This window comes from Pseudomonas sp. ENNP23 (assembly GCF_001728945.1).
GTDB lineage: Bacteria > Pseudomonadota > Gammaproteobacteria > Pseudomonadales > Pseudomonadaceae > Metapseudomonas > Metapseudomonas otitidis.
Map to the genome: position 1 here is coordinate 42,547 of NZ_LYSP01000040.1, position 18,732 is coordinate 61,278.

The 18,732-nt window shown below is 70.9% G+C and carries 20 protein-coding genes; 7 read left to right on the top strand and 13 right to left on the bottom strand.

Features of this window, described 5'->3' with window-relative positions; translation table 11 throughout:
• Nucleotides 1-51: 51 nt before the first annotated feature.
• The 4 genes from A9G05_RS20650 to A9G05_RS20665 all read left to right on the top strand — a co-directional run bounded on the left by A9G05_RS20650 (nucleotide 52) and on the right by A9G05_RS20665 (nucleotide 5,683).
• Nucleotides 52-1,074, top strand: a complete 1,023-nt coding sequence (locus A9G05_RS20650) for a FecR family protein (protein WP_069562728.1) — start codon at nucleotides 52-54, stop codon at nucleotides 1,072-1,074.
• A gap of 120 nt (nucleotides 1,075-1,194) precedes the next feature.
• A complete protein-coding gene (locus A9G05_RS20655) occupies nucleotides 1,195-2,325 on the top strand; it encodes an efflux RND transporter periplasmic adaptor subunit (protein WP_069562729.1) in 1,131 nt (376 codons plus the stop codon).
• A complete protein-coding gene (locus tag A9G05_RS20660) occupies nucleotides 2,322-4,286 on the top strand; it encodes a MacB family efflux pump subunit (protein ID WP_069562730.1) in 1,965 nt (654 codons plus the stop codon). Before A9G05_RS20655 ends, A9G05_RS20660 begins: the two co-directional genes overlap by 4 nt.
• The gene (locus A9G05_RS20665; protein ID WP_069562731.1) at nucleotides 4,283-5,683 is read left to right on the top strand and encodes an efflux transporter outer membrane subunit; all 1,401 of its coding nucleotides are present in this window, start codon (nucleotides 4,283-4,285) and stop codon (nucleotides 5,681-5,683) included. Before A9G05_RS20660 ends, A9G05_RS20665 begins: the two co-directional genes overlap by 4 nt.
• Nucleotides 5,684-5,690: 7 nt before the next feature.
• Here the strand turns inward: A9G05_RS20665 and A9G05_RS20670 are convergent, their stop codons facing one another.
• From A9G05_RS20670 to A9G05_RS20725, 12 genes are all read right to left on the bottom strand, one after another.
• Nucleotides 5,691-7,040 (bottom strand): MFS transporter, encoded by a 1,350-nt coding sequence (locus tag A9G05_RS20670; protein ID WP_069562732.1) that lies wholly within the window; start codon nucleotides 7,038-7,040, stop codon nucleotides 5,691-5,693.
• 221 nt (nucleotides 7,041-7,261) lie between these two features.
• Nucleotides 7,262-8,104: an IclR family transcriptional regulator C-terminal domain-containing protein gene (locus A9G05_RS20675; protein ID WP_069562733.1), complete on the bottom strand. Its 843-nt coding sequence runs from the start codon at nucleotides 8,102-8,104 to the stop codon at nucleotides 7,262-7,264.
• Nucleotides 8,105-8,440: 336 nt separating this feature from the next.
• On the bottom strand, nucleotides 8,441-9,508 hold the full coding sequence (gene zapE, locus A9G05_RS20680; RefSeq protein WP_256548472.1) for a cell division protein ZapE: 1,068 nt from the start codon (nucleotides 9,506-9,508) through the stop codon (nucleotides 8,441-8,443).
• Nucleotides 9,509-9,521: 13 nt separating this feature from the next.
• Entirely contained in the window at nucleotides 9,522-10,127 is a 606-nt protein-coding gene (gene pcaG, locus A9G05_RS20685) for a protocatechuate 3,4-dioxygenase subunit alpha (RefSeq protein WP_069562735.1), read from the bottom strand.
• Nucleotides 10,128-10,139: 12 nt separating this feature from the next.
• Entirely contained in the window at nucleotides 10,140-10,862 is a 723-nt protein-coding gene (pcaH, locus tag A9G05_RS20690) for a protocatechuate 3,4-dioxygenase subunit beta (RefSeq protein ID WP_044399542.1), read from the bottom strand.
• A 130-nt stretch (nucleotides 10,863-10,992) separates the two neighbouring features.
• Nucleotides 10,993-11,937 carry a pca operon transcription factor PcaQ gene (gene pcaQ, locus A9G05_RS20695; protein ID WP_069562736.1) on the bottom strand — a complete coding sequence of 315 codons (945 nt, stop codon included), beginning with the start codon at nucleotides 11,935-11,937 and terminating at the stop codon, nucleotides 10,993-10,995.
• An 80-nt stretch (nucleotides 11,938-12,017) separates the two neighbouring features.
• Nucleotides 12,018-12,611 carry a LysE family translocator gene (locus A9G05_RS20700; protein WP_069562737.1) on the bottom strand — a complete coding sequence of 198 codons (594 nt, stop codon included), beginning with the start codon at nucleotides 12,609-12,611 and terminating at the stop codon, nucleotides 12,018-12,020.
• 47 nt (nucleotides 12,612-12,658) lie between these two features.
• A complete protein-coding gene (locus tag A9G05_RS20705) occupies nucleotides 12,659-13,495 on the bottom strand; it encodes an AraC family transcriptional regulator (RefSeq protein WP_069562738.1) in 837 nt (278 codons plus the stop codon).
• 99 nt (nucleotides 13,496-13,594) lie between these two features.
• Complete coding sequence (locus tag A9G05_RS20710) at nucleotides 13,595-14,518, bottom strand: pyridoxal-phosphate dependent enzyme (protein WP_069562739.1); 924 nt, start codon at nucleotides 14,516-14,518, stop codon at nucleotides 13,595-13,597.
• Between the two features lie 72 nt (nucleotides 14,519-14,590).
• A complete protein-coding gene (locus A9G05_RS20715) occupies nucleotides 14,591-14,854 on the bottom strand; it encodes a hypothetical protein (RefSeq protein WP_069562740.1) in 264 nt (87 codons plus the stop codon).
• Nucleotides 14,855-14,945: 91 nt separating this feature from the next.
• Nucleotides 14,946-15,167 carry a hypothetical protein gene (locus tag A9G05_RS20720; protein ID WP_069562741.1) on the bottom strand — a complete coding sequence of 74 codons (222 nt, stop codon included), beginning with the start codon at nucleotides 15,165-15,167 and terminating at the stop codon, nucleotides 14,946-14,948.
• 1 nt (nucleotide 15,168) lies between these two features.
• Complete coding sequence (locus A9G05_RS20725; RefSeq protein ID WP_069562742.1) at nucleotides 15,169-16,095, bottom strand: LysR family transcriptional regulator; 927 nt, start codon at nucleotides 16,093-16,095, stop codon at nucleotides 15,169-15,171.
• Between the two features lie 85 nt (nucleotides 16,096-16,180).
• On the opposite strand from A9G05_RS20725, the gene A9G05_RS20730 reads away from it, so the two are divergent.
• From A9G05_RS20730 to A9G05_RS20740, 3 genes are all read left to right on the top strand, one after another.
• Nucleotides 16,181-17,110, top strand: coding sequence for a carbon-nitrogen hydrolase family protein (locus tag A9G05_RS20730; protein ID WP_069562743.1), 930 nt, complete (start codon nucleotides 16,181-16,183; stop codon nucleotides 17,108-17,110).
• Between the two features lie 78 nt (nucleotides 17,111-17,188).
• Entirely contained in the window at nucleotides 17,189-17,686 is a 498-nt protein-coding gene (locus A9G05_RS20735; protein ID WP_069562744.1) for an isoprenylcysteine carboxylmethyltransferase family protein, read from the top strand.
• A gap of 84 nt (nucleotides 17,687-17,770) precedes the next feature.
• The gene (locus A9G05_RS20740; protein WP_069562745.1) at nucleotides 17,771-17,953 is read left to right on the top strand and encodes a hypothetical protein; all 183 of its coding nucleotides are present in this window, start codon (nucleotides 17,771-17,773) and stop codon (nucleotides 17,951-17,953) included.
• A gap of 13 nt (nucleotides 17,954-17,966) precedes the next feature.
• Here the strand turns inward: A9G05_RS20740 and A9G05_RS20745 are convergent, their stop codons facing one another.
• Nucleotides 17,967-18,716 carry an ABC transporter permease gene (locus A9G05_RS20745; RefSeq protein ID WP_069562746.1) on the bottom strand — a complete coding sequence of 250 codons (750 nt, stop codon included), beginning with the start codon at nucleotides 18,714-18,716 and terminating at the stop codon, nucleotides 17,967-17,969.
• Nucleotides 18,717-18,732 lie beyond the last annotated feature (16 nt).

Sequence of the window (18,732 nt, forward strand, 5' to 3'; positions counted from 1 at the left end):
GACGGATCGCCTCCAGATCACCATGGAACCCAGGTCAAACCGGTAAGCCCGATGAACAAAGCCACCTCCCCCGCCACCAGCGATCCCCTGGTCGAAGTCGCCGCCCACTGGTGCATGCGACTGCACGCCGAGGATTGCACCGCCGAGGAGCGCGCCGAGTTCCAGGCCTGGATCGACAGCGACCCGGCCAACGCCCTGGAATACGCGGAAATGCTGGAGATCTGGGAGCTCAGCGCCCACCTGCCACCCAGCACCGTCCCCAGCGGCAGCGCGGCACGCCCGACGCCACCCCGGCTCGCCCCGCCCCCGCAGCAACGCCCGCCCCCCCCCGTGCGGCGGCGCGGCTTCCTGGCCCGCCACGCCCGCGCCCTGGCATTGGCAGTGGTCGGCCTGCCCCTGGCGGCCTACAGCGGCTGGCTGGCCGGCTGGGTGCCGGACAGTTACCACCGCTACAGCGCCGACACCAGCATCCAGCGCTTCACCCTGGGCGACGGCAGCGAAGTGGAGCTGAACCTCGGCAGCCGCCTGAGCTACGCCAGCTTCATCGACCAGCGCCGGGTGGAGCTGTCCCGTGGCGAAGCCTACTTCCACGTCAGCCGCGACCCGCAGCACCCCTTCGTGGTGAATGCCGGGGAAGGCTCGATCACCGTCACCGGCACCCGCTTCAACGTCTGGACCTACCAGGACAACGTCGTGGTCACCGTCACCGAAGGCTCGGTCAAGGTGCGCAGCGCCCGCCACGGCAACGACAGCAACCTCTCCCCCGGCATGCAGGCCGCCTTCCGCCCCGGCGACCTGCAGCCCCACGTCGGCGCAGCGGACACGAGCAAGGCGCTGGCCTGGCGCAATGGCAAGCTGGTGCTCGACGACCTGCCCCTGGCCGACGCCCTGCCGCTGATCAACCGCTACCTCGACCACCCCCTGGTGCTCGGCGACGCCAGCGTTGGCGAGCAGCGCATCGGCGGCATCTACAGCACCCAGGACATCGGCAACCTGGTCAAGGCCCTGCCCAAGGTGCTGCCGATCCGCCTGGCCACCCGGGGCGACGGCCGCGTGGTGATCCACGCCCGCTGAGCCCGCGCCCCTGGCCACCCCTCCGGACTAAATCACCCGAGCCTCCATCCGTTTCCCAGGCAGCCCTCCGTGGTCGTCGCAACGGCGGTCGCGGGTCGTCAGCCAGCCCGGAAGCCCCGCATGCCCACACCTCGACAGTTGCTCGCCGCGCCCCTGCTCGCCCTCCCCCTGCTGGCCCTGGTGGCCTGGACCCAGGCCCCAAGGTCGGCCCACCCGGACAGCGTCGCCGTCACCCTGGCGGACCTGGAGAGCAGTGTCAGCGCCCTCGGCACCCTGCAGCCCCGGCACTACGTCGATGTTGGCGCCCAGGCCTCCGGGCAGATCCTCAAGCTCCATGTGGAGCCCGGCGACAGCGTGCGCCAGGGCGACCTGCTGGTGGAAATCGACCCGTCCACCCAGCAGGCCAAGGTGGATGCCGGGCGCTACTCCATCCAGACCCTCGAAGCCCAGCTCGCCGAACAGCGCGCCCAGCACGACCTGGCCAACCAGCAGCACACCCGACAGCGCACCCTGCTCGCCGGCGGCGCCGGCCGTGAAGAAGACCTGCAGGTGGCCCAGGCCCAGGTCCGCGCCACCCGCGCCCGCATCGACATGATCCGCGCCCAGATCGACCAGGCCCGCGCCACCCTGCGCAGCGACGAGGCCGAGCTGGGTTACACGCGCATCTACGCGCCCCTCTCCGGCACCGTGGTGGCCCTGGACGCACGGGTCGGCCAGACCCTCAACGCCCAGCAGCAGACCCCGCTCATCCTGCGCATCGCCCAGCTCTCGCCCATGACTCTCTGGGCCCAGGTGTCCGAAGCCGACATCGGCCGCATCCAGGCCGGCATGCCCGCCTGGTTCAGCACCCTGGGCGGCGGCGGACGGCGCTGGGACGCGAAGGTGCGGCAGATCCTGCCGCTGCCACCACGGCCCCTGGAGCAGCTCAGCCAGGGCGGCGGCAGCCCCACCGCCGGTGGCGGCCGCGTGGTGCTCTACACCGTGCTGCTGGACGTGGACAACCCTGACGGCGCCCTGATGACCGACATGACCGCCCAGGTGCAGTTCGTCGAAGGCCACGCCCGCAACGCCCTCACCATCCCCCTGGCGGCCCTGCGCGACGGCGACCGGGTGCGGGTGGTGAACGAGCGCGGCGCCGTCGAGGAGCGCCAACTGCGCATCGGCCTGCGGGACCGCATGCGCGTCCAGGTGCTCGCCGGCCTGGCCGAAGGCGAACGGCTGCTGGTAGGCGACGAGGCCCACGAAGGATGAACGGCGAAGCGCCCCTGCTGGAGCTGCAGGACGTCCGCAAGCGCTACGGCGGCAACGGCGCCCCCGAGGTGGAGGTGCTGCGCGGCGTCTCCCTGCGCATCCAGGCCGGCGAATACGTCGCCATCGTCGGCGCCTCCGGCTCCGGCAAATCCACCCTGATGAACATCCTCGGCTGCCTGGACCGCCCCAGCGCCGGGCACTACCGCTTCGCCGGGCGCGACGTGGCGCAGCTCGACGCCGACGCCCTGGCCTGGCTGCGCCGCGAAGCCTTCGGCTTCGTCTTCCAGGGCTACCACCTGATCCCCGCCGCCTCTGCCCGCGAGAACGTCGAAGTGCCCGCCCTCTACGCCGGCACCCCCGCCCCGCAACGCGCCGCCCGCGCCCGTGACCTGCTGCAGCGCCTGGGCCTGGGCAGCCGCAGCGACAACCGCCCGCACCAGCTCTCCGGGGGCCAGCAGCAGCGGGTCTCGATCGCCCGTGCACTAATGAACGGCGGCCACGTGATCCTCGCCGACGAACCCACCGGCGCGCTGGACAGCCAGAGCGGCGAAGACGTCATGCACCTGCTCGACGCCCTGTCCGCCGAAGGCCACACCCTGCTGCTGATCACCCACGACCGCCAGGTGGCGGCACGGGCCCGTCGGGTGATCGAAGTGCGCGACGGGCAGATCATCAGCGACAGCGGCACCGACCCCGCCATCAGCCCCCGGGCACGGCCCGCCAGCCAACTGCGCGAACGCCTGGAGCAGCCCGGCCTCGCACCGGCCGGCGCCTGGGCCGGCGAGCTGCTCGATGCCCTGCGCGCCGCCTGGCGGATGATGGGCGTCAACCGCTTCCGCACCGCGCTGACCCTGCTCGGCATCGTCATCGGCGTCGCCTCGGTGGTGGTGATGCTGGCCATCGGCGAGGGCAGCAAGCGCCAGGTCATGGCACAGATGGGCGCCTTCGGCTCCAACATCATCTACCTCTCCGGCTACCCCCCAGCGCCTCGGCTGCCGGAAGGGGTCATCACCCTCGACGACATCGCCGCGCTGTCCGCCCTGCCCCAGGTGCGGCGGATCATGCCGGTGATCGGCGGCGAGCTGCTGGTGCGCTACGGCAACCGCGACATCACCCCCTACGTGCGCGGCAACGGCGTGGACTTCCCCGAGATCCTCAACTGGCCGGTGGCCAGCGGACGCTATTTCGACGCCCGGGAAGAAGCCGAAGCGGCGCCGGTCGCAGTGATCGGGCAGAAGGTGCGCGACACCCTGTTCCCCGGCCTCGACCCGGTGGGCCGTGACCTGCTCATCGGCCAGGTGCCGTTCCGTGTCATCGGCACCCTGGTGGCCAAGGGCGCCAGCTCCGGCGACGAAGACGCCGACAACCAGGTGGTGGTGCCCTACTCCGCCGCCAGCATCCGCCTGTTCGGCAAGCCCGACCCGGCGTTCGTCGTGGTGGCCGCTGCCGACGCCAGCCGGGTGCAGGCCACCGAAGCGGCGCTGGACCGCCTGCTGCTGCGCCTGCACCGAGGCGTGCGGGACTTCGAGCTGACCAACAACGCCGCCCTGATCCAGGCCGAGGCCAGCACCCGCAACAGCCTCTCGCTGATGCTCGGCGCCATCGCCGCCATCTCCCTGCTGGTGGGTGGCATCGGCGTGATGAACGTGATGCTCATGACCGTGCGCGAGCGCACCCGCGAGATCGGCATCCGCATCGCCACCGGCGCCCGCCAGCGCGACATCCTCCGCCAGTTCCTCACCGAGGCCTCGCTGCTCTCCGTCACCGGCGGCGGGCTCGGCCTGCTGCTGGCCGGCCTGGTGGGCGGCCTGCTGCTGCTCACCGACGTGGCCCTGGGCTTCTCCCTGCTCGCCGCCCTCGGCGCCTTCGGCTGCGCCCTGGCCACCGGCGTCCTGTTCGGCTACATGCCGGCCCGCAAGGCCGCGCGCCTCGACCCGGTAACCGCACTCACCCAACCATGACCGACGCCAAGCCCCTCCTCGCCCTGCTGTGCCTGACCCTGGCCGCCTGCACCCGCCAGGCACCGGTCGAACCCGCCGCCCTCACCCCGCCGCCCCGGTGGCAGGCAGCCGTCCCGGATGCGGCCGTCAGCGTCCGCGACTGGTGGCGTCACTTCAACGACCCTGCCCTGGAGCGCCTGGTGCAGACGGCCCGTGCCGGCAGCCAAGACCTGGCCGCCGGCCGCGCCCGCCTGCGCCAGGCCCAGGCCGCCATCACCCAGGCCCGCGCGCCGCTGTTGCCCGAGCTCAAGGCAGACCTCAGCGCCAACCAGCAACGCCTGCTGCGCGGCCCGGGTTTCAGCCAGTTGGATGCCAGCCGCGAACAGCCGCGCTACCACAGCTTCGGCGGCCTGCTGAACGCCAGCTACGAACTCGACCTGTGGGGCGGCAAGGCCGCAGCCCTGGCCAGCGCCGAACAGGGCTACGCCGCCAGCCGTTTCGACCAGGCCGCCCTGGAGCTGACCCTGGAAAGCGCCGTGGCCAGCGCCTACCTCAGCCTCCAGGCCCTGGCGGAGCAACAGCGGATCGCCCGGCACAACCGCGACAACGCCCGCCAGGTCCTGGCGCTGGTGCAGACCCGGCACGCCGCCGGCGCTGCCGGCGCCGTGGAGCTGGCCCAGCAGCAGGGCCTGCTGGCCGCCCGCGAGCGCGAGCACGCGCGCCTCCGGCAACAGCGGCAGGAGGCCCGGGTCACCCTTGCCGCCCTGCTCGGCCAGCCCGTGCAGCAGTTGCAGGTCAGCGACCAGGGCTTCGAGCGCCTCGCCAACCCGGCCCTCGACCCCGGCCTGCCCAGCGCGCTGCTGGCCCGGCGTCCGGACATCGCCGCCGCCGAAGCCCGCCTGGCCGCCGCCGAGGCTGATATCACCGTGGCCCGCGCCGCCCTGCTGCCGAGCCTCAGCCTCACCGCCGCCCTGGGCAGTGGCGCCGACCAGTTCCCCGACCTGCTGCGCAACCCCTACACCAACCTGGGCGTGGCCCTCAGCGCGCCGATCTTCAACGCCGGCCGCCTGGACGCCGTGCACCAGCAACGCCAGGCGCGCCAGGCGGAGCTGCTGGCCACCTACCGGGGCGCCATCGTCAATGCCTTCGCCGACGTCGAACGTGCCCTGCTGGCCCTGGAGGGCAGCGCCCACCAGCAACGCTGGCAAGCCGAAGAACGCGACCGCGCCCGGCAGGCGTTCGAACTGGCCGAACGCCGTTACCGGGTGGGAGCGGAGACCTGGCTGACGGTGCTGGAGACCCAGCGCAGCCTGTTCCAGGCAGAAGATGCCGCCGTGCAGGTGCGCTTCGCGCAACTGCAGGCCAGTGTCAGCCTGTACAAGGCCCTCGGCGGCGGCTGGCAGCCGCCCGAGGGCTGAGGCGGGATCAGGTGGCGTCGGCGTGGCTGACCAGTCCCTTCACCAGCACCGCGGCGGTGGCCAGGGCGGCCGGCAGTACCAGGGCGGTAAGCACCTGCTCGAAGTTCCAGCCCAGGCCCAGCAGGGTGGCGCCGATCCAGGCACCGAGGATGGCGCCGAAGCGGCCGATGCCGAGCATCCAGGACACGCCGGTGGCGCGGCCCTGGGTCGGGTAGAAGCGTGCCGCGAGGGACGGCATGGCCGATTGCGCGCCGTTGATGCACATGCCCGCCACCAGCACCAGGGTGGCCAGCAGGGTCATCTGCCCCAGGCTCTGGCCGACGAGCCAGGCGAAGACCCCGGCCAGCAGGTAGAACACGCCGATCACCCGGTGCGGGTCAAAGCGGTCCATCGCCCAGCCCACACCCACCGCACTGAGCACGCCGCCCAACTGGAACAGCGCGCCGATGGAGGCGGCCTGCTCCAGGCTCGCGCCACTGTCGCGCAGTAGGGTCGGCAGCCAACTGGTGAGCAGGTAGACGATCACCAGCCCCATGAAATAGGTCAGCCACAGCAGCAGGGTGCCGGCGCTGTAGGTGCCGGAGAAGATCACCCGGAACACGTTGCGGCTCTGCACCGTCTGCTGCTCCGGCACGCTGAAGCCGGTGGCCACGGCCACTTCGCTCGGGGCGATGGGCGCCAGCACGCGGCGAACGCGCTCATCGCCCTTGTTGCGCACCACCAGGTAGCGTGCCGACTCGGGCAGCCACAGCAGCAGCACCAGGGTCAGCAGCAGCGGCAGCAGGCCACCGATCAGCAACAGGCTGTGCCAGCCGAAGGCCGGAATGAGCTTGGCGGAAACGAAGCCGCCGCCCGCCATGCCCAGGTTGAAGCCGCAGAACATGCTGGTCACCAGCAGCGACTTGAGGCGCTCGGGGGTGTACTCGGAGAGCAGCGTGGTGGCGTTGGGCATCGCCGCCCCCAGCCCCAGGCCGGTTAGGAAGCGCAGCACCAGCAATTGCTCGACGTTGGCGCTGAAGGCAGAGAACAGGCTGAACAGCCCGAACAGGAACACCGCACCCACCAGCACCAGCTTGCGCCCGAAGCGGTCGGCCAAAGGGCCGGAACCGAGGGCGCCGAAGACCATGCCGATCAGCGCGGCGCTCATCACCGGGCCCAGGCTGGCACGGTCGATGCCCCACTCCTGGGTCAGGGCCGGGGCGATGAAGCCCATGGCGGCGGTGTCGAGGCCGTCGAGGAAGACGATGAGGAAGCACAGCAGGACGACGCGCCACTGGTAGGCGGACAACGGCTGGGCATTGATGAAGCGCTGGACATCGAGGATGCCCGCAACGGGGACGTGGGCTTGGCTGGTCATGCAAGGATTCCTGCTGGAGCCTGGCACCCCGCGCTCATGCGATGGCACGGCCCGGGCAGGCTCGGACTCTCGTTGTTGTTATTCGCCCGGGCGTTGGCCGCGGGCTGGGCAGACGTTACGGAGAGTGCCGGGAGCATTCAATTCGATAATCGGCAAAGCGTTCGATAGACGAACAGGTTCAGCCAGGCGGACGCAGCCGCCTTGGCTGTGCACGCATCCCCTCAGTGGAACAGACGGGTACTGAGTTCCTTGCTGGCTTCCAGCAGCACCGGCAGCAGGCGGTTCTCCAGCTCCTGGCGGGACACGCGGCCGGCGTGGGTGCCCACGTTGAGTGCGGCCAGCACCTGGCCGGCGGAGTCCTTCAGCGGCACGGCGACGGAGCGCAGACCCATTTCCAGCTCCTGATCGATGATCACCCAGCCCTGGCGGCGGATCTCGTCGATGCTCGCGCGCAGGCCGTCGGGGGTGCAGACGGTGCGACTGGTCTTCACCTGCAGGTCGGCGTGCTCCAGGTAGTCCTCCAGGGCCGCGTCGTCGAGGGCGGCCAGCAGGATGCGCCCCATGGAGGTGCAGTAGGCCGGCAGGCGGCTGCCGACGCTGAGGTCCACCGAGATGAGCCGCTGGGGCGTGGCGGAACGGGCGATGTAGAGAATCTCGTCGCCCTCCAGGGTGGCCATGGAGCAAGCCTCATGCAGTTGCTCGCTGAGGCGGTCGAGGATCGGCTGGGCCGTCACCGCCAAGGGTGTCGAAGACAGGTAGGCATGGCCCAGGGTCAGCACCTTGGGCAGCAGCGAGTAGGTACGCCCATCGGTGGTGACGTAGCCCAGCTTCATCAGCGTGTGCAGGCACCGGCGCACAGCGGCACGGGGAATCTCGGTGCGGTGGCTGATCTGGGCGATGGTCAGGTGGCGCTTGCGCTCCTGGAAGGCATGGATCACCGCCAGGCCCCGCGCCAGGGAGGTCATGAAGTTGGGGTCCCCGGTGAAGGCCTCGATGCGCTTGGCCGGCGAGGCGACGATAGGCGGCGCCAGGGGGGTCAGGGGAGCACGCGTTTCTTCGGTCATTGTTGTTGTCCTGTATGGAATCGCGGTCGCAGCAGGTGGCCGATTATCGAACCGAAGTTCGATAATCGCAATTGACCCCTGGTACGGACATCCGTAGGTTCTGCGCCGCCGGGGGAGCACGCGGTCCGGTCAGGTGCCGCGCCGTTTCTCGGTCGGGTCACGCCCACAAGGCGGTGCCCACTTCCCCCCGCAGACGCCACCACCCCGACGCGCCACCCGCGCGTCCGGGGCTGGCACATGTTTGCCCGGGTGATGCCGAAGCCCCCCAGGCAGACAGGAGGCCAATGCCGATGGGGATGAAGATCGGCGCGACGATGGCGGGACTCTGCAGCATGTTCAGTCCATGGAGTCGGGTTGTACCGAGCGCAGTTGCCGGAGCCGGCTGCGGGTGCGGGAGAAATCCATGTGCGGCCTGCCCCGGCACAGGGCGTCGAGGTCCGCCTCGCTGGCCAACAGCAGGCGCGTGCCGGCGTCGTAGGCGATGTCCACCAGGTTGACGAAGCGTTGCTGGACGTCGATGGCCTCCTCGCCCAGGCACGGCACCTCGCTGATGGCGAGGTGCCGGAACTGCCGACACAGCCAGAGGAAGTCGGCGCTGGAGCGCGGGTCCCGGCAGAGCCTGTCGAAGGCGATCCAGGCCCGATCGGCGCCCGCCGCCTGCACCGGCAGCAGCCGGTGGTTGACCGTCAGCACCTGGGCGCCCACCTCCGTCAGCCCCAGGCGGGCAGCGAGCCAGCCCTCGGGAAAGGCCGATTGCGGCCAGGCGTACTCGCCCCAGGCTTCCCGCTCGCCGCCGCGCTGGCGGTAATCCTCGCCGCCGTCCAGGTGGATCACCTCAAAGCGTTTCTCGATCAGGGCGATGGCGGGCTTGAAGCGCTCCCGGTACAGCGGGTTCGGGCACAGACCGTCCGGGTGGTAGTTGGAGGTGCACACCAGGCCGACGCCCTCCTCCACCAGCACCTTGAGCAGGCGCCCGAGCAGCACGGCATCGCCGATGTCATGGACGTGGAACTCGTCGAAGCACAGCAGCGGCGCCTCCCGGGCCAGCGCGTGGGCGGCCAGGGCCAGCGGGTCCGGCTGGCCGGCGAAGGCGGCGATGCGCCCCTGCAGTTCCTGCAGGAAGGCGTGGAAATGCACCCGCCGCTTGCCCGGCACCGGGGCCGCGTCGAAGAAGGCATCCATGACGAAGCTCTTGCCACGCCCCACGCCGCCCCAGAGGTAGAGCCCGGCCGGCAGGCGCCGCAGCCAGCCGCTGCGCCTCGCCACAAGCGCCTCCAGCCATTGGCCGAGACGGGCAATGGCGGTGCGTTGCGCGGGGTCGGTCCGGTAGCCCCGGGCCTCCAGCGCAGACTCGAAATGCCGCTGGATGCGCTGCCCGATGGGTTCGGTCAGCGCGTCGGGCACGGGGGCCGGTTCCCTAGAAGTCAAAGAACACCGTTTCCCCTTCACCCTGGATGCGGATGTCGAAGCGGTAGGCCAGGCGCCCCTCCACTTCGCAGCGGCGCGCCACCAGCGTCTCGCGGCGTTGCGGCTGCTCGATCAGGTTGAGCACCGGATCGGCCGCGTTGGCCTGGGCCTCGTCCTCGAAGTACAGGCGGGTCTGCAAGTGGATGTTGATGCCCCGGGCGAACAGCGAGATGTTGATGTGCGGCGACATGGGCACCCCGGCGGCGTTCTTCACCACGCCGGGCTTGATGGTGTGCAGGGTCCACTCGCCGGCGTCGAAGGTGGTGGCAGTGCGGCCGAAGCTGTTGAACGGCTTCTCCAGGTCGAAGGCGGTGTCGTACACGCCCTCGTGGTCGGCCTGCCAGAACTCCAGGAAGGAGTCGCGCACCAGGTGGCCGTTGCCGTCGTAGACGTGGCCGATCAGCACGATGTGTTCACCCGGCGCGCCGGGCTTGGCCATGCGGTTCCAGATCTCCTGGTCGCGGGTCGGGTTGCCGGCGGCTTCGAGGGCCAGGCCGATGTGCACGTAGGGGCCGGCGGTCTGGGAAGGGGTTTCCGGCAGCAGTTCGATGGGCATGCGGGTGGCTCCTCAGCGGTTCTCGAAGTGGGTCTTGCGCTGGCCGCGCAGCACGATGTCGAAGCGGTAGGCCAGGCAGTCCATGGGGTTGGCGTTGCCCATGTCCAGCTTGGCGATCAGCGTCTGCACGGCATCGGGGTTGGCGATGCTCTTGACGATGGGGCACAGCGGGATGAGCGGGTCACCTTCGAAATACAGCTGGGTGATCAGCCGGGTGGAGATGGACGGGCCGCTGATGGAGAAGTGGATGTGCGCGGGGCGCCAGTCGTTCGGGCCGTTGCGCCAGGGGTACGGGCCCGGCTTGACGGTGCGGAAGATGTAGCGGCCCTCGCTGTCGGTCAGGGCACGGCCGACGCCGCCGAAGTTGGGGTCCAGGGGCGCCAGGTAGCGGTCGTTCTTGTGGCGGTAGCGGCCGCCGGCGTTGGCCTGCCACATCTCCACCAGGGTGTGGGGGATCGGCTTGCCGTACTGGTCCATGACCCGGCCGGAGACGACGATGCGCTCACCGATGGGCAAGCCGCCGTGGTTGAAGTTCAGCAGCAGGTCGTTGTCGTGCTCGCCCATCTTCAGGTGGGAGAAGTCCGGGCCGGTGGTCTCCGACAGCGATTGCGGGATGCTCACCAGCGCCTGGCGCGGCGAGCGCGGCACGGAGGTCTTGTAGTCGGGGGTCAGGGCCTTGGGGTGCCAATTACGGTCGCGGATGACAAAACGGCTTTCCGAGGGAAGATCGGCCATGTCGGTCTCCTGTTGTTCGAGTTGTGGAGGCTGCCAGGCAGCGGGCGGGTGGCAGTCTCGCCGCTGGAGCCCAGCCCGTGAACTGAAAAGACGCCCGCCAGACATAACCAATTGGTTATGGCCAACCACTCTAAGGGACGCTCGATTCCGGATAGCTGCCGTCCCGGTAGTCCTGCCCCAGCTCCCGCAGCACCTCCACGCACCAGTGGGCGGCCAGGGGCAGCGGCAGCGCGGCGTTACTGCAGATGCCCACCGAGCCACCGGGCTCGCGGATGCCCAGGTCCAGCTCCACCAGCTCACCGCGACGCAGGTCCAGTTGCACCGCGTCGTAGGGGGCGATCCAGATCGCCTCGCCGGTCTGCACGTAGCGCCGGCTCAGGGCCACCGACAGGGTCTCCAGGCGCTGGCGCGGCTGCGCCACACCGCACTGCACGAAGAAAGCATCGGCGTACTTGCGGATGGTGGTCCCGGCCAGCGGCAGCACCAGCGGGAAGCCCTGCAGGGCCTCGCGCATCACGGGCGCCGCCAGCAGCGGGTGGCCGGGGCGCACCACCAGGGTCATCGACTCGCTGTACAGGTGCTCGAACACCAGCCCCTGGATCTGCGGGCTGTCGGTCATCCGCCCCACCACCAGGTCCAGCTCGCCCAGGTGCAACTGCGACAGCAGCCAGGCGCTGGGGCCGGTGACCACGCTGGCCACCAGGGACGGGTGGCGCGCATGCAGGCGGCGCACCGCTTCGGGCACCAGCAGGCTCTCCACGGTGGACAGCACCCCCAGGCGCAACGTGGCCGACTCGTGCTCGCCGCTGCGCAGGCTGTTCACCCCGTCCCGCAGCGCCTGCACACAGGGCCCGGCGTAGCGCATGAAGGCCACCCCCGCCTCGCTCAGGGTCACCCCGCCATGACCCCGCACGAACAGGCTGGCGCCCAGCAGGTCCTCCAGTTCGCGCAGGGTCTTGGAGATGGCCGGCTGGCTGACCGCCAGCTTGTCCGCCGCGCGCGCCAGGGTGCCCTGGCGCGCCACTTCGAGGAAGCACACCAGGTGACGGAACTTGATGCGGGTGTCGATATTCACGGGCAGGTCCAGGCAGGGCAATGCGCGCAAGCCTAGCGTCAGATGGGTCTCAGGCCAACCAATTGGTTATGGCCAAGCGGTCAGCCTCCCAGCGCCAGGCAGGCCGACAGGAACAGCAGCACCGCCATGGCCCGGTTGAACCGCCGCTGCGCCCGGTGCCCCGGCAGCAGCCGTGCGCTGCCCGCCCCCAGCAGGGCCCAGGCCCCCATGCAGGGCAGCGACACCAGCAGGAACACCAGCGCCAGCTGCAGCACCCGGATGGCCAGGTCCCCGGCGCCGGGCAGGTACACGCCCATCACCACCAGCGCAGTCATCCACACCTTGGGGTTCACCAGTTGCAGTCCCATCGCGCCGGCCACGCCCAGGGGCCGGCCGGCGTCCGGGCCGAGGTCGCTGCCGGCGCTGCGGTACAGGCCCCAGGCGAGCCAGCAGAGCCAGGCGAAGCCGGCGACCTTCATCGCCAGCTGCAGGGCCGGCAGCCGCAGCAGCACCTCCCCCAGGCCGAGGCCGACCAGGGCCAGGACAGCGGTGGCCGCCGAACAGGCACCGAGCACGATGGGCCACACCCGGCGCAGTCCGAAACGCGCGGCGTTGCCCAGCACCAGCAGGTTGGTGGGGCCGGGGGTGATGGAAGCGACGACGGCGAAGAGTGCGAAGGGTGACAGCGTGTCCATGGTGGGCTCCGGAGTGGGGAGTCCCCATCTTCCGGCCCGTCGGCCGCTCAGTCTGGAAGACGTGTGCAGCGCCGACGGTAGTCCGCCGGGGTCAGCCGGTAGGCCCGGCGGAACCAGCGCCCCAGGTGGCTCTGGTCGGCAAAGCCGAGCGCGCTGGCCACCTCGGCGGGCGTCTGCCCCCGGGCCAGCAGTTGCCGCGCCCGGCTCAGGCGCAGCTGGATCAGGTAGGCGTGGGGTGCCAGGCCGAAGGCGGCCTTGAAGGCGCGGCTGAGGCGGAAGCGGTCCACCCCCACGGCCAGCGCCAGGTCGTCCAGGCCGATGTCCTCACCCAGGTGGGCCTGCAGGTAGTCCCGCGCCCGCAGCGCCACCAGCGGCAGGCGCGGGTCCTGGCGCTGCCGGCTGCGCCAGTGCAGGTGGTCGGTCATGCGTACCAGCAACTGGTCCACCGCGGCCTGGCGCAGCATGCGCAGCTCCTGCTGGTGCAGGGCGCGAAAGGCGGTCAGCGTCGCCAGCGCCAGCTGCGGGTCGCTGGCGAGGGTGCCCGCGAAGCTGGGCTGGCAATGGGCCGGAGCGTCCTCGAACAGGCTGCGCAGCTCGCGCTCCAGCCAGTCCGGCTCCAGGTAGAGCATGGAATAGGTGAAGCCATCCTCGGTGGGCGCATGCCCGTCATGGACCTCCCCCGGCTCCAGCAGGAACACCTGGCCCGGGGTGCTGGTGTGCCGGGCACGCCGGCAATGGAACTGCTGCACGCCCTGCTCGGTGACACCCACCAGGTAGCTGTCGTGCCAGTGCGGGTCGTAGGCGTGCCCGCGAAAGTGCGCGCGCAGCGTCTCGATGCCGGTGCCGGCATCCTGCTTGAGGTCGATCCAGTTGCCATCCGCCATGGGCGCGCTCCGCTCAGCCAGGGGGCCATCCTGCACCGCAGGGGGTGCGGCCCGCCATTATCGGCCGCCCAGCGGCGCTGTCTGGAAGATTCGTGCAGCTCAGTCGGCGGCCTGGACGTGCCAGGCGCGGATCTGTTCCAGGCTGGCGGTCACCCCGCCGCAGACCACCACCAGCACGTCGTCGAGATCTTCCAGCGCCGGGCATTCCCCGTAGAGCGCGGCCAGCGCTGCGCCGCAGGCCGGCTCCACCAGCAGGCGGTGATCGTCGAGGAAGCGCTCGCAGGCCCGCAGTGCCTCGCGGTCGCTGACCTGGTGGCTGCGCACCGGGTGCAGCCGGGCCAGCTCGGCCGCGCGATCGCACACGCGGCGCGCCGCCAGGGAGCCGGCGCAGGTGGCCAGCGTGTCCAGGGTCACTGCCGTGCCGGCCTCCCGCGCAGCGGCGAAGGACGCGGCGCCCCGGGTTTCCACCGCCACCACCGGCACATCGTCCCAGCCGTTGCGGCGCAGGCCCTCCACCACGCCGCTGAACAGGCCGCCGCCGCCCACCGAGAGCACCACGGCGCCGGGCCGGGGGCCCTGGCGCACGGCCTCGTCCACCAGGCTGGCGTGGCCGCTCCAGAGCAGCGGGTCATCGAAGGGGTGGATGAAGGCGTCCTCCGGGCCCACCAGGGACAGCGCCAGCTCGTTGGCCTCGTGCCAAGCGGCGCCGTGCACCCGCAGGTCCGCGCCTTCGCCGCGCAGGGCTTCGCGGGCGCGCTCCGGCGTGTTCTCCGGCACCACCACCGTCACCGGAACGCCCAACTGGCGCCCGGCAAAGGCCATCGCCAGCCCGGCATTGCCGCCGGAGGAGCAGATGAAACGCCGCTTGCCCGCCCGCGCGTGCACCTCACAGGCGGCACCGACGCCACGGATCTTGAACGAACCGGGCGGCTGCAGCGCCTCCAGCTTGAGCCGGACGCGCCGCCCGGCGGCTGCGGAGAGCGGGTGGGAGAGGATCAACGGGGTTTCGATGTGCAAGGCCATGGCAACGCTCGGGCAGAAGGGACCCACCAACGGTGCCGCCCGCCAGCGGGCCGGTCTTGTACGTTATTGCGCTCAGGCTCGGCGACGCAGGGTGCCGAAGCACAGGCGCGCGCCCACGGCGCCTTCGAACTCTTCCGCCAGGGCCCGGCTCAGGGCCCGCACCGCCGGGGCGCCATCCAGCTCGCGGGCCGGCACGCAGAGGGTGAACACATCCCCAAGGGCGCGGTGGGTGAATTGCAAGGCCAGCTCCGCCACACCGAGGCGGGAGACCTCGCAGCAGTAATCCGGCAAATGGAGGGTGAACAAGCGGGCTATGTCGTCCTTGGCCAGTTTCATCGGTTCGCTCCCTGCGATCGTTGCAAAGCCGACCCGGCGGGTCGGGATGCAGAAGTCTAGGCCAGCCGGCAGCGGAATGTTGTCGGCTGGTTCAAGGAAAACCGCTGGCACTGGTCCGCCGACCAGAAGAGGATCGCCCTGGGCTGGCCCGACCCGCCAGAACGAAGGCCGGCAGCGCATCCAGCTCGCGCTGCAGACCGCACACCGCGTGGGACACCGGGGAAGTGGCCAGTCCCGGTTGGCGGGCGGAAGCGCAGAAGCGCCGGTAATCGACGGTGGCGACGACCCGCTTGAGGGCCAGCGACGTCTCCATGTCAGGTTCCTTGAGTCGGCGTCAGGGGGAAGCAGGCCTCGATGGCCTCGCGGACCAGCGCCACGGCGCGGTCCTCCAGGGCGCGGGGTCGCCAGCCCAGCTCGATGGGGTAGCGCCGCAGCGCCAGCGGGCAGGCCAGCACCCGCAGGCCGCTGACGCGGGCCACCGCTTCGGCGGCATGGGCCGGCACCGTGGCCAGGGCCGGCGTGCCCTTGAGCAGGTAGGGCAAGGCGGCGAAGTGGGTGGTGGAGGCCAGCACCCGGCGGCTGCGCCCGAGGGCGGCCAGGGCCTCGTCGACGATGCCGATGAAGCCGCCGGAGGAAATCAGCAGGTGCGGGCTGGCGACGAAGCGCTCCAGGTCCAGCGCCCCGGCATCACCGAATCCCTCGGGGTCGACCACGCAGGCGTAGCCGCCCTCCCCCAGCAAGGCGCGGCTCAGGCCCTGGCTGGTGATGCCGCCGGAGGTGATCGCCAGGTCCACCTGGCGCTCCATCAGCGCGGCGTTGACGATCTGGCTGTGGGTCTGGCGGAAGATCAGCCGCAGCTGCGGCGCCCGCCGCGCCACCTGGGCCAGCAGCCGGGGTGCGAGGGCGATCTCGAAGTCGTCGGAGAGCCCCACCGTCACCGAGCGTCCACTGAAGTCGTCGCCCTCCGGGGCCACCAGGTCCAGGCTCTGGCGCACCCGGTCCAGGGCCTCGCTAATCACCGGCTTGAGCTGGTCCGCCAGCAGGGTCGGCGCCAAGCCGCGCCCGGTGCGCTGGAACAGCGCATCGCCGTAGAGCAGGCGCAGGCGCCCGAGGGCCGCGCTGACCGCCGACTGGGTCAGCCCCAGGCGCACCGAGGCGCGGCTGGCGCTGCCTTCTTCGTGGAGGGCCTCGAAGACCTTGAGCAGGTTCAGGTCGGCCTGTTCGATATTCATGCGCTTCATATCGATTAGCAGCGAATCGCCATTCATTGCGGGAAGCGGGGCTTATAGCATCCCCGTCATCCCTCACCAAGCAAGGACCCACGCCATGCCCCGCCGCACCGTCGCCGCCCTGCAGATCGGCTCCCTGCCGGAAGGCAAGCAGGCCACCCTGGACCTCATCCTCTCCTACGAACAGGCCATCCGCGACGCCGGCGCCGCCCTGGTGGTGATGCCCGAGGCGCTGCTGGGCGGCTACCCCAAGGGCGAGATCTTCGGCACCCGCCTGGGCTATCGCCTGCCGGAGGGACGCGAGGCCTTCGCCCGCTACCACGCCAACGCCATCGACGTGCCCGGTGCCGAGACGGACGCCCTGGCCGCCCTCTCCGCCCGCACCGGCGCCAGCCTGGTGCTGGGAGTGATCGAGCGTGCGGGCAGTTCGCTGTACTGCACGGCACTGTTCTTCGAGCCCGGCGAAGGCCTGGTGGCACGGCACCGCAAGCTGATGCCCACGGGCACCGAGCGGCTGATCTGGGCCAAGGGCGACGGCTCCACCCTGCCGGTGGTGGACAGCGCCGCCGGCCGCCTGGGTGCCGCCATCTGCTGGGAGAACCACATGCCGCTGCTGCGCACCGCCATGTACGCCAAGGGCGTGGAGCTGTGGTGCGCACCAACGGTGGACGAGCGCGAGGTGTGGCAATGCTCCATGCGCCACATCGCCCATGAGGGCCGTTGCTTCGTGATCAGCGCCTGCCAGGTGCAGCCCTCGCCCCGTGAGCTGGGCATCGAAGTACCGGGCTGGGATGACGACCGCCCGCTGATCCAGGGCGGCAGCGTGATCGTCGACCCGCTGGGCGAGGTGCTCGCCGGCCCGCTGCGCAACGCCACCGGCCTGCTCTGCGCCGAGGTGGACACCGAGCAGTTGACCCGCGCCCGCTACGACTTCGACGTGGTCGGCCACTACGCCCGCCCCGACGTCTTCGAGCTGCGGGTGGACGAACGCGCCAAGCCCGGCGTGCGCTTCGAACGGGACCAGTGATGCACAGGAGGCGTGCTTGACTCTGTAGCCACTCCAGGCTTGATGATGCCGCCTCCCCCACCTCACAAGGACAGCCCCATGACCCAGCCCCCCACCGCGCTCCCCCGTGCCCGCTGGCTGGAGCGGCGCATCCCGCCGCCGCTGGTGGGGCTGGCCTGCGCCGCGCTGATGTACGGTCTGGCCCAGGTCACGCCGGACCTGCCCATCGCCCTGCCCCCGGCGCTGCGGCTGCTGCTCGCGCTGCTGGTGCTGGCCACCGGCGTGGCGACCTGCCTGGCCGGAGCCCTGGCCTTCCGCCGGGCCCGCACCACGGTCAACCCGATCCACCCGGAACGCACCTCGGCCCTGGTCATCCGTGGCATCTACCATCGCACCCGCAACCCCATGTACCTGGGCTTCGCCCTGATGCTGCTGGGCTGGGGCCTGTGGCTCGCCGCGCCCTTCGCCCTGGCGGGCGTGGTGCTGTTCATGCTGTACATCGAGCGCTATCAGATCCCGCCGGAGGAACGCATGCTCGAACAGCTCTTCGGTGCCGACTACCTGGCGTACCGCGAGCAGGTCCGACGCTGGCTGTAAACCTGGAAAAGGCGCCCGCGAGACGATGGGCGGCATCGCCGGCGCCCCCTGGACCGGCCGCTCGCCACTGCCCGCGCGCGGCCAATGGCGGACATCGACCACTTCGAGCCCAACGACGACCACGCCCACCGCCCGGACGGCCAGGACCACCTCAGCATCAACCTCAGCAGCGACCGCTCAAGCGCGCCGGCGCTGACCCATCCCCAGGACCTGCTGGCGCACTGCGACCAGTTGTTCTACCAGGCCCGACTCGCCTCCCACGCCTGAAGCGCCCGGTGCCTCAGGTGTGCGACCAGCGCTGGTAGAGCCCCCGCGCGGCGGCATCCAGGGCAAAGCCCAGCACGCCGATCAGCAGCACCATGGCCATCAGCTCTGAGTAGGCCAGGCGGTCGCGGGTATCGAGGATGTAGTAGCCGAGCCCGGCACTGACGCCGAGCATTTCGCAGGGCACCAGCACGATCCAGAGGATGCCGATGGCCAAGCGCACGCCGGTCAGCACATGGCCCAGCACGCCGGGCACGATCACCTTCAGCAGCACCTCCCGGCGGGTGGCGCTCAGGCTGCGGGCCAGTTGCAGCCAGCGCGGGTCCAACTGACGCACCCCGGCCGCTGTGTTGAGCAGGATCGGCCAGACGGCGGCGAAGGCCAGCAGGAAGTAGATGGGCTGGTCGCCCACCCCCATCAGCATCACCGCGATGGGCATCCAGGACAGCGGCGAGATCATCCGCAGGAACTGGAAGGCCGGCGTGGTGGCGGCCTCCAGATTGCGCGAGCTGCCCACCAGCAGCCCCAGGGGCACCCCAACCAGCAGCGCCAGGGACAGCCCGACGAGGATGCGCTTGAGGCTCACCCACACGTGCTCGTACAGCTCGCCACGGTGCAGCAGCTCCTGCAGGCTGGCCAGGGTCTGCTGGGGCGAGAAGCGCGCGGCCAGGCCGTCGTCCGCGCCCCCGGCCGCCACGCCGAGCCACCACAGCAGGCCCAGGACGGCCAGGCCGCCGAAACCAAGGAACAGGCGGTTCAGGTTCAAACGGCGATCTCCTCGG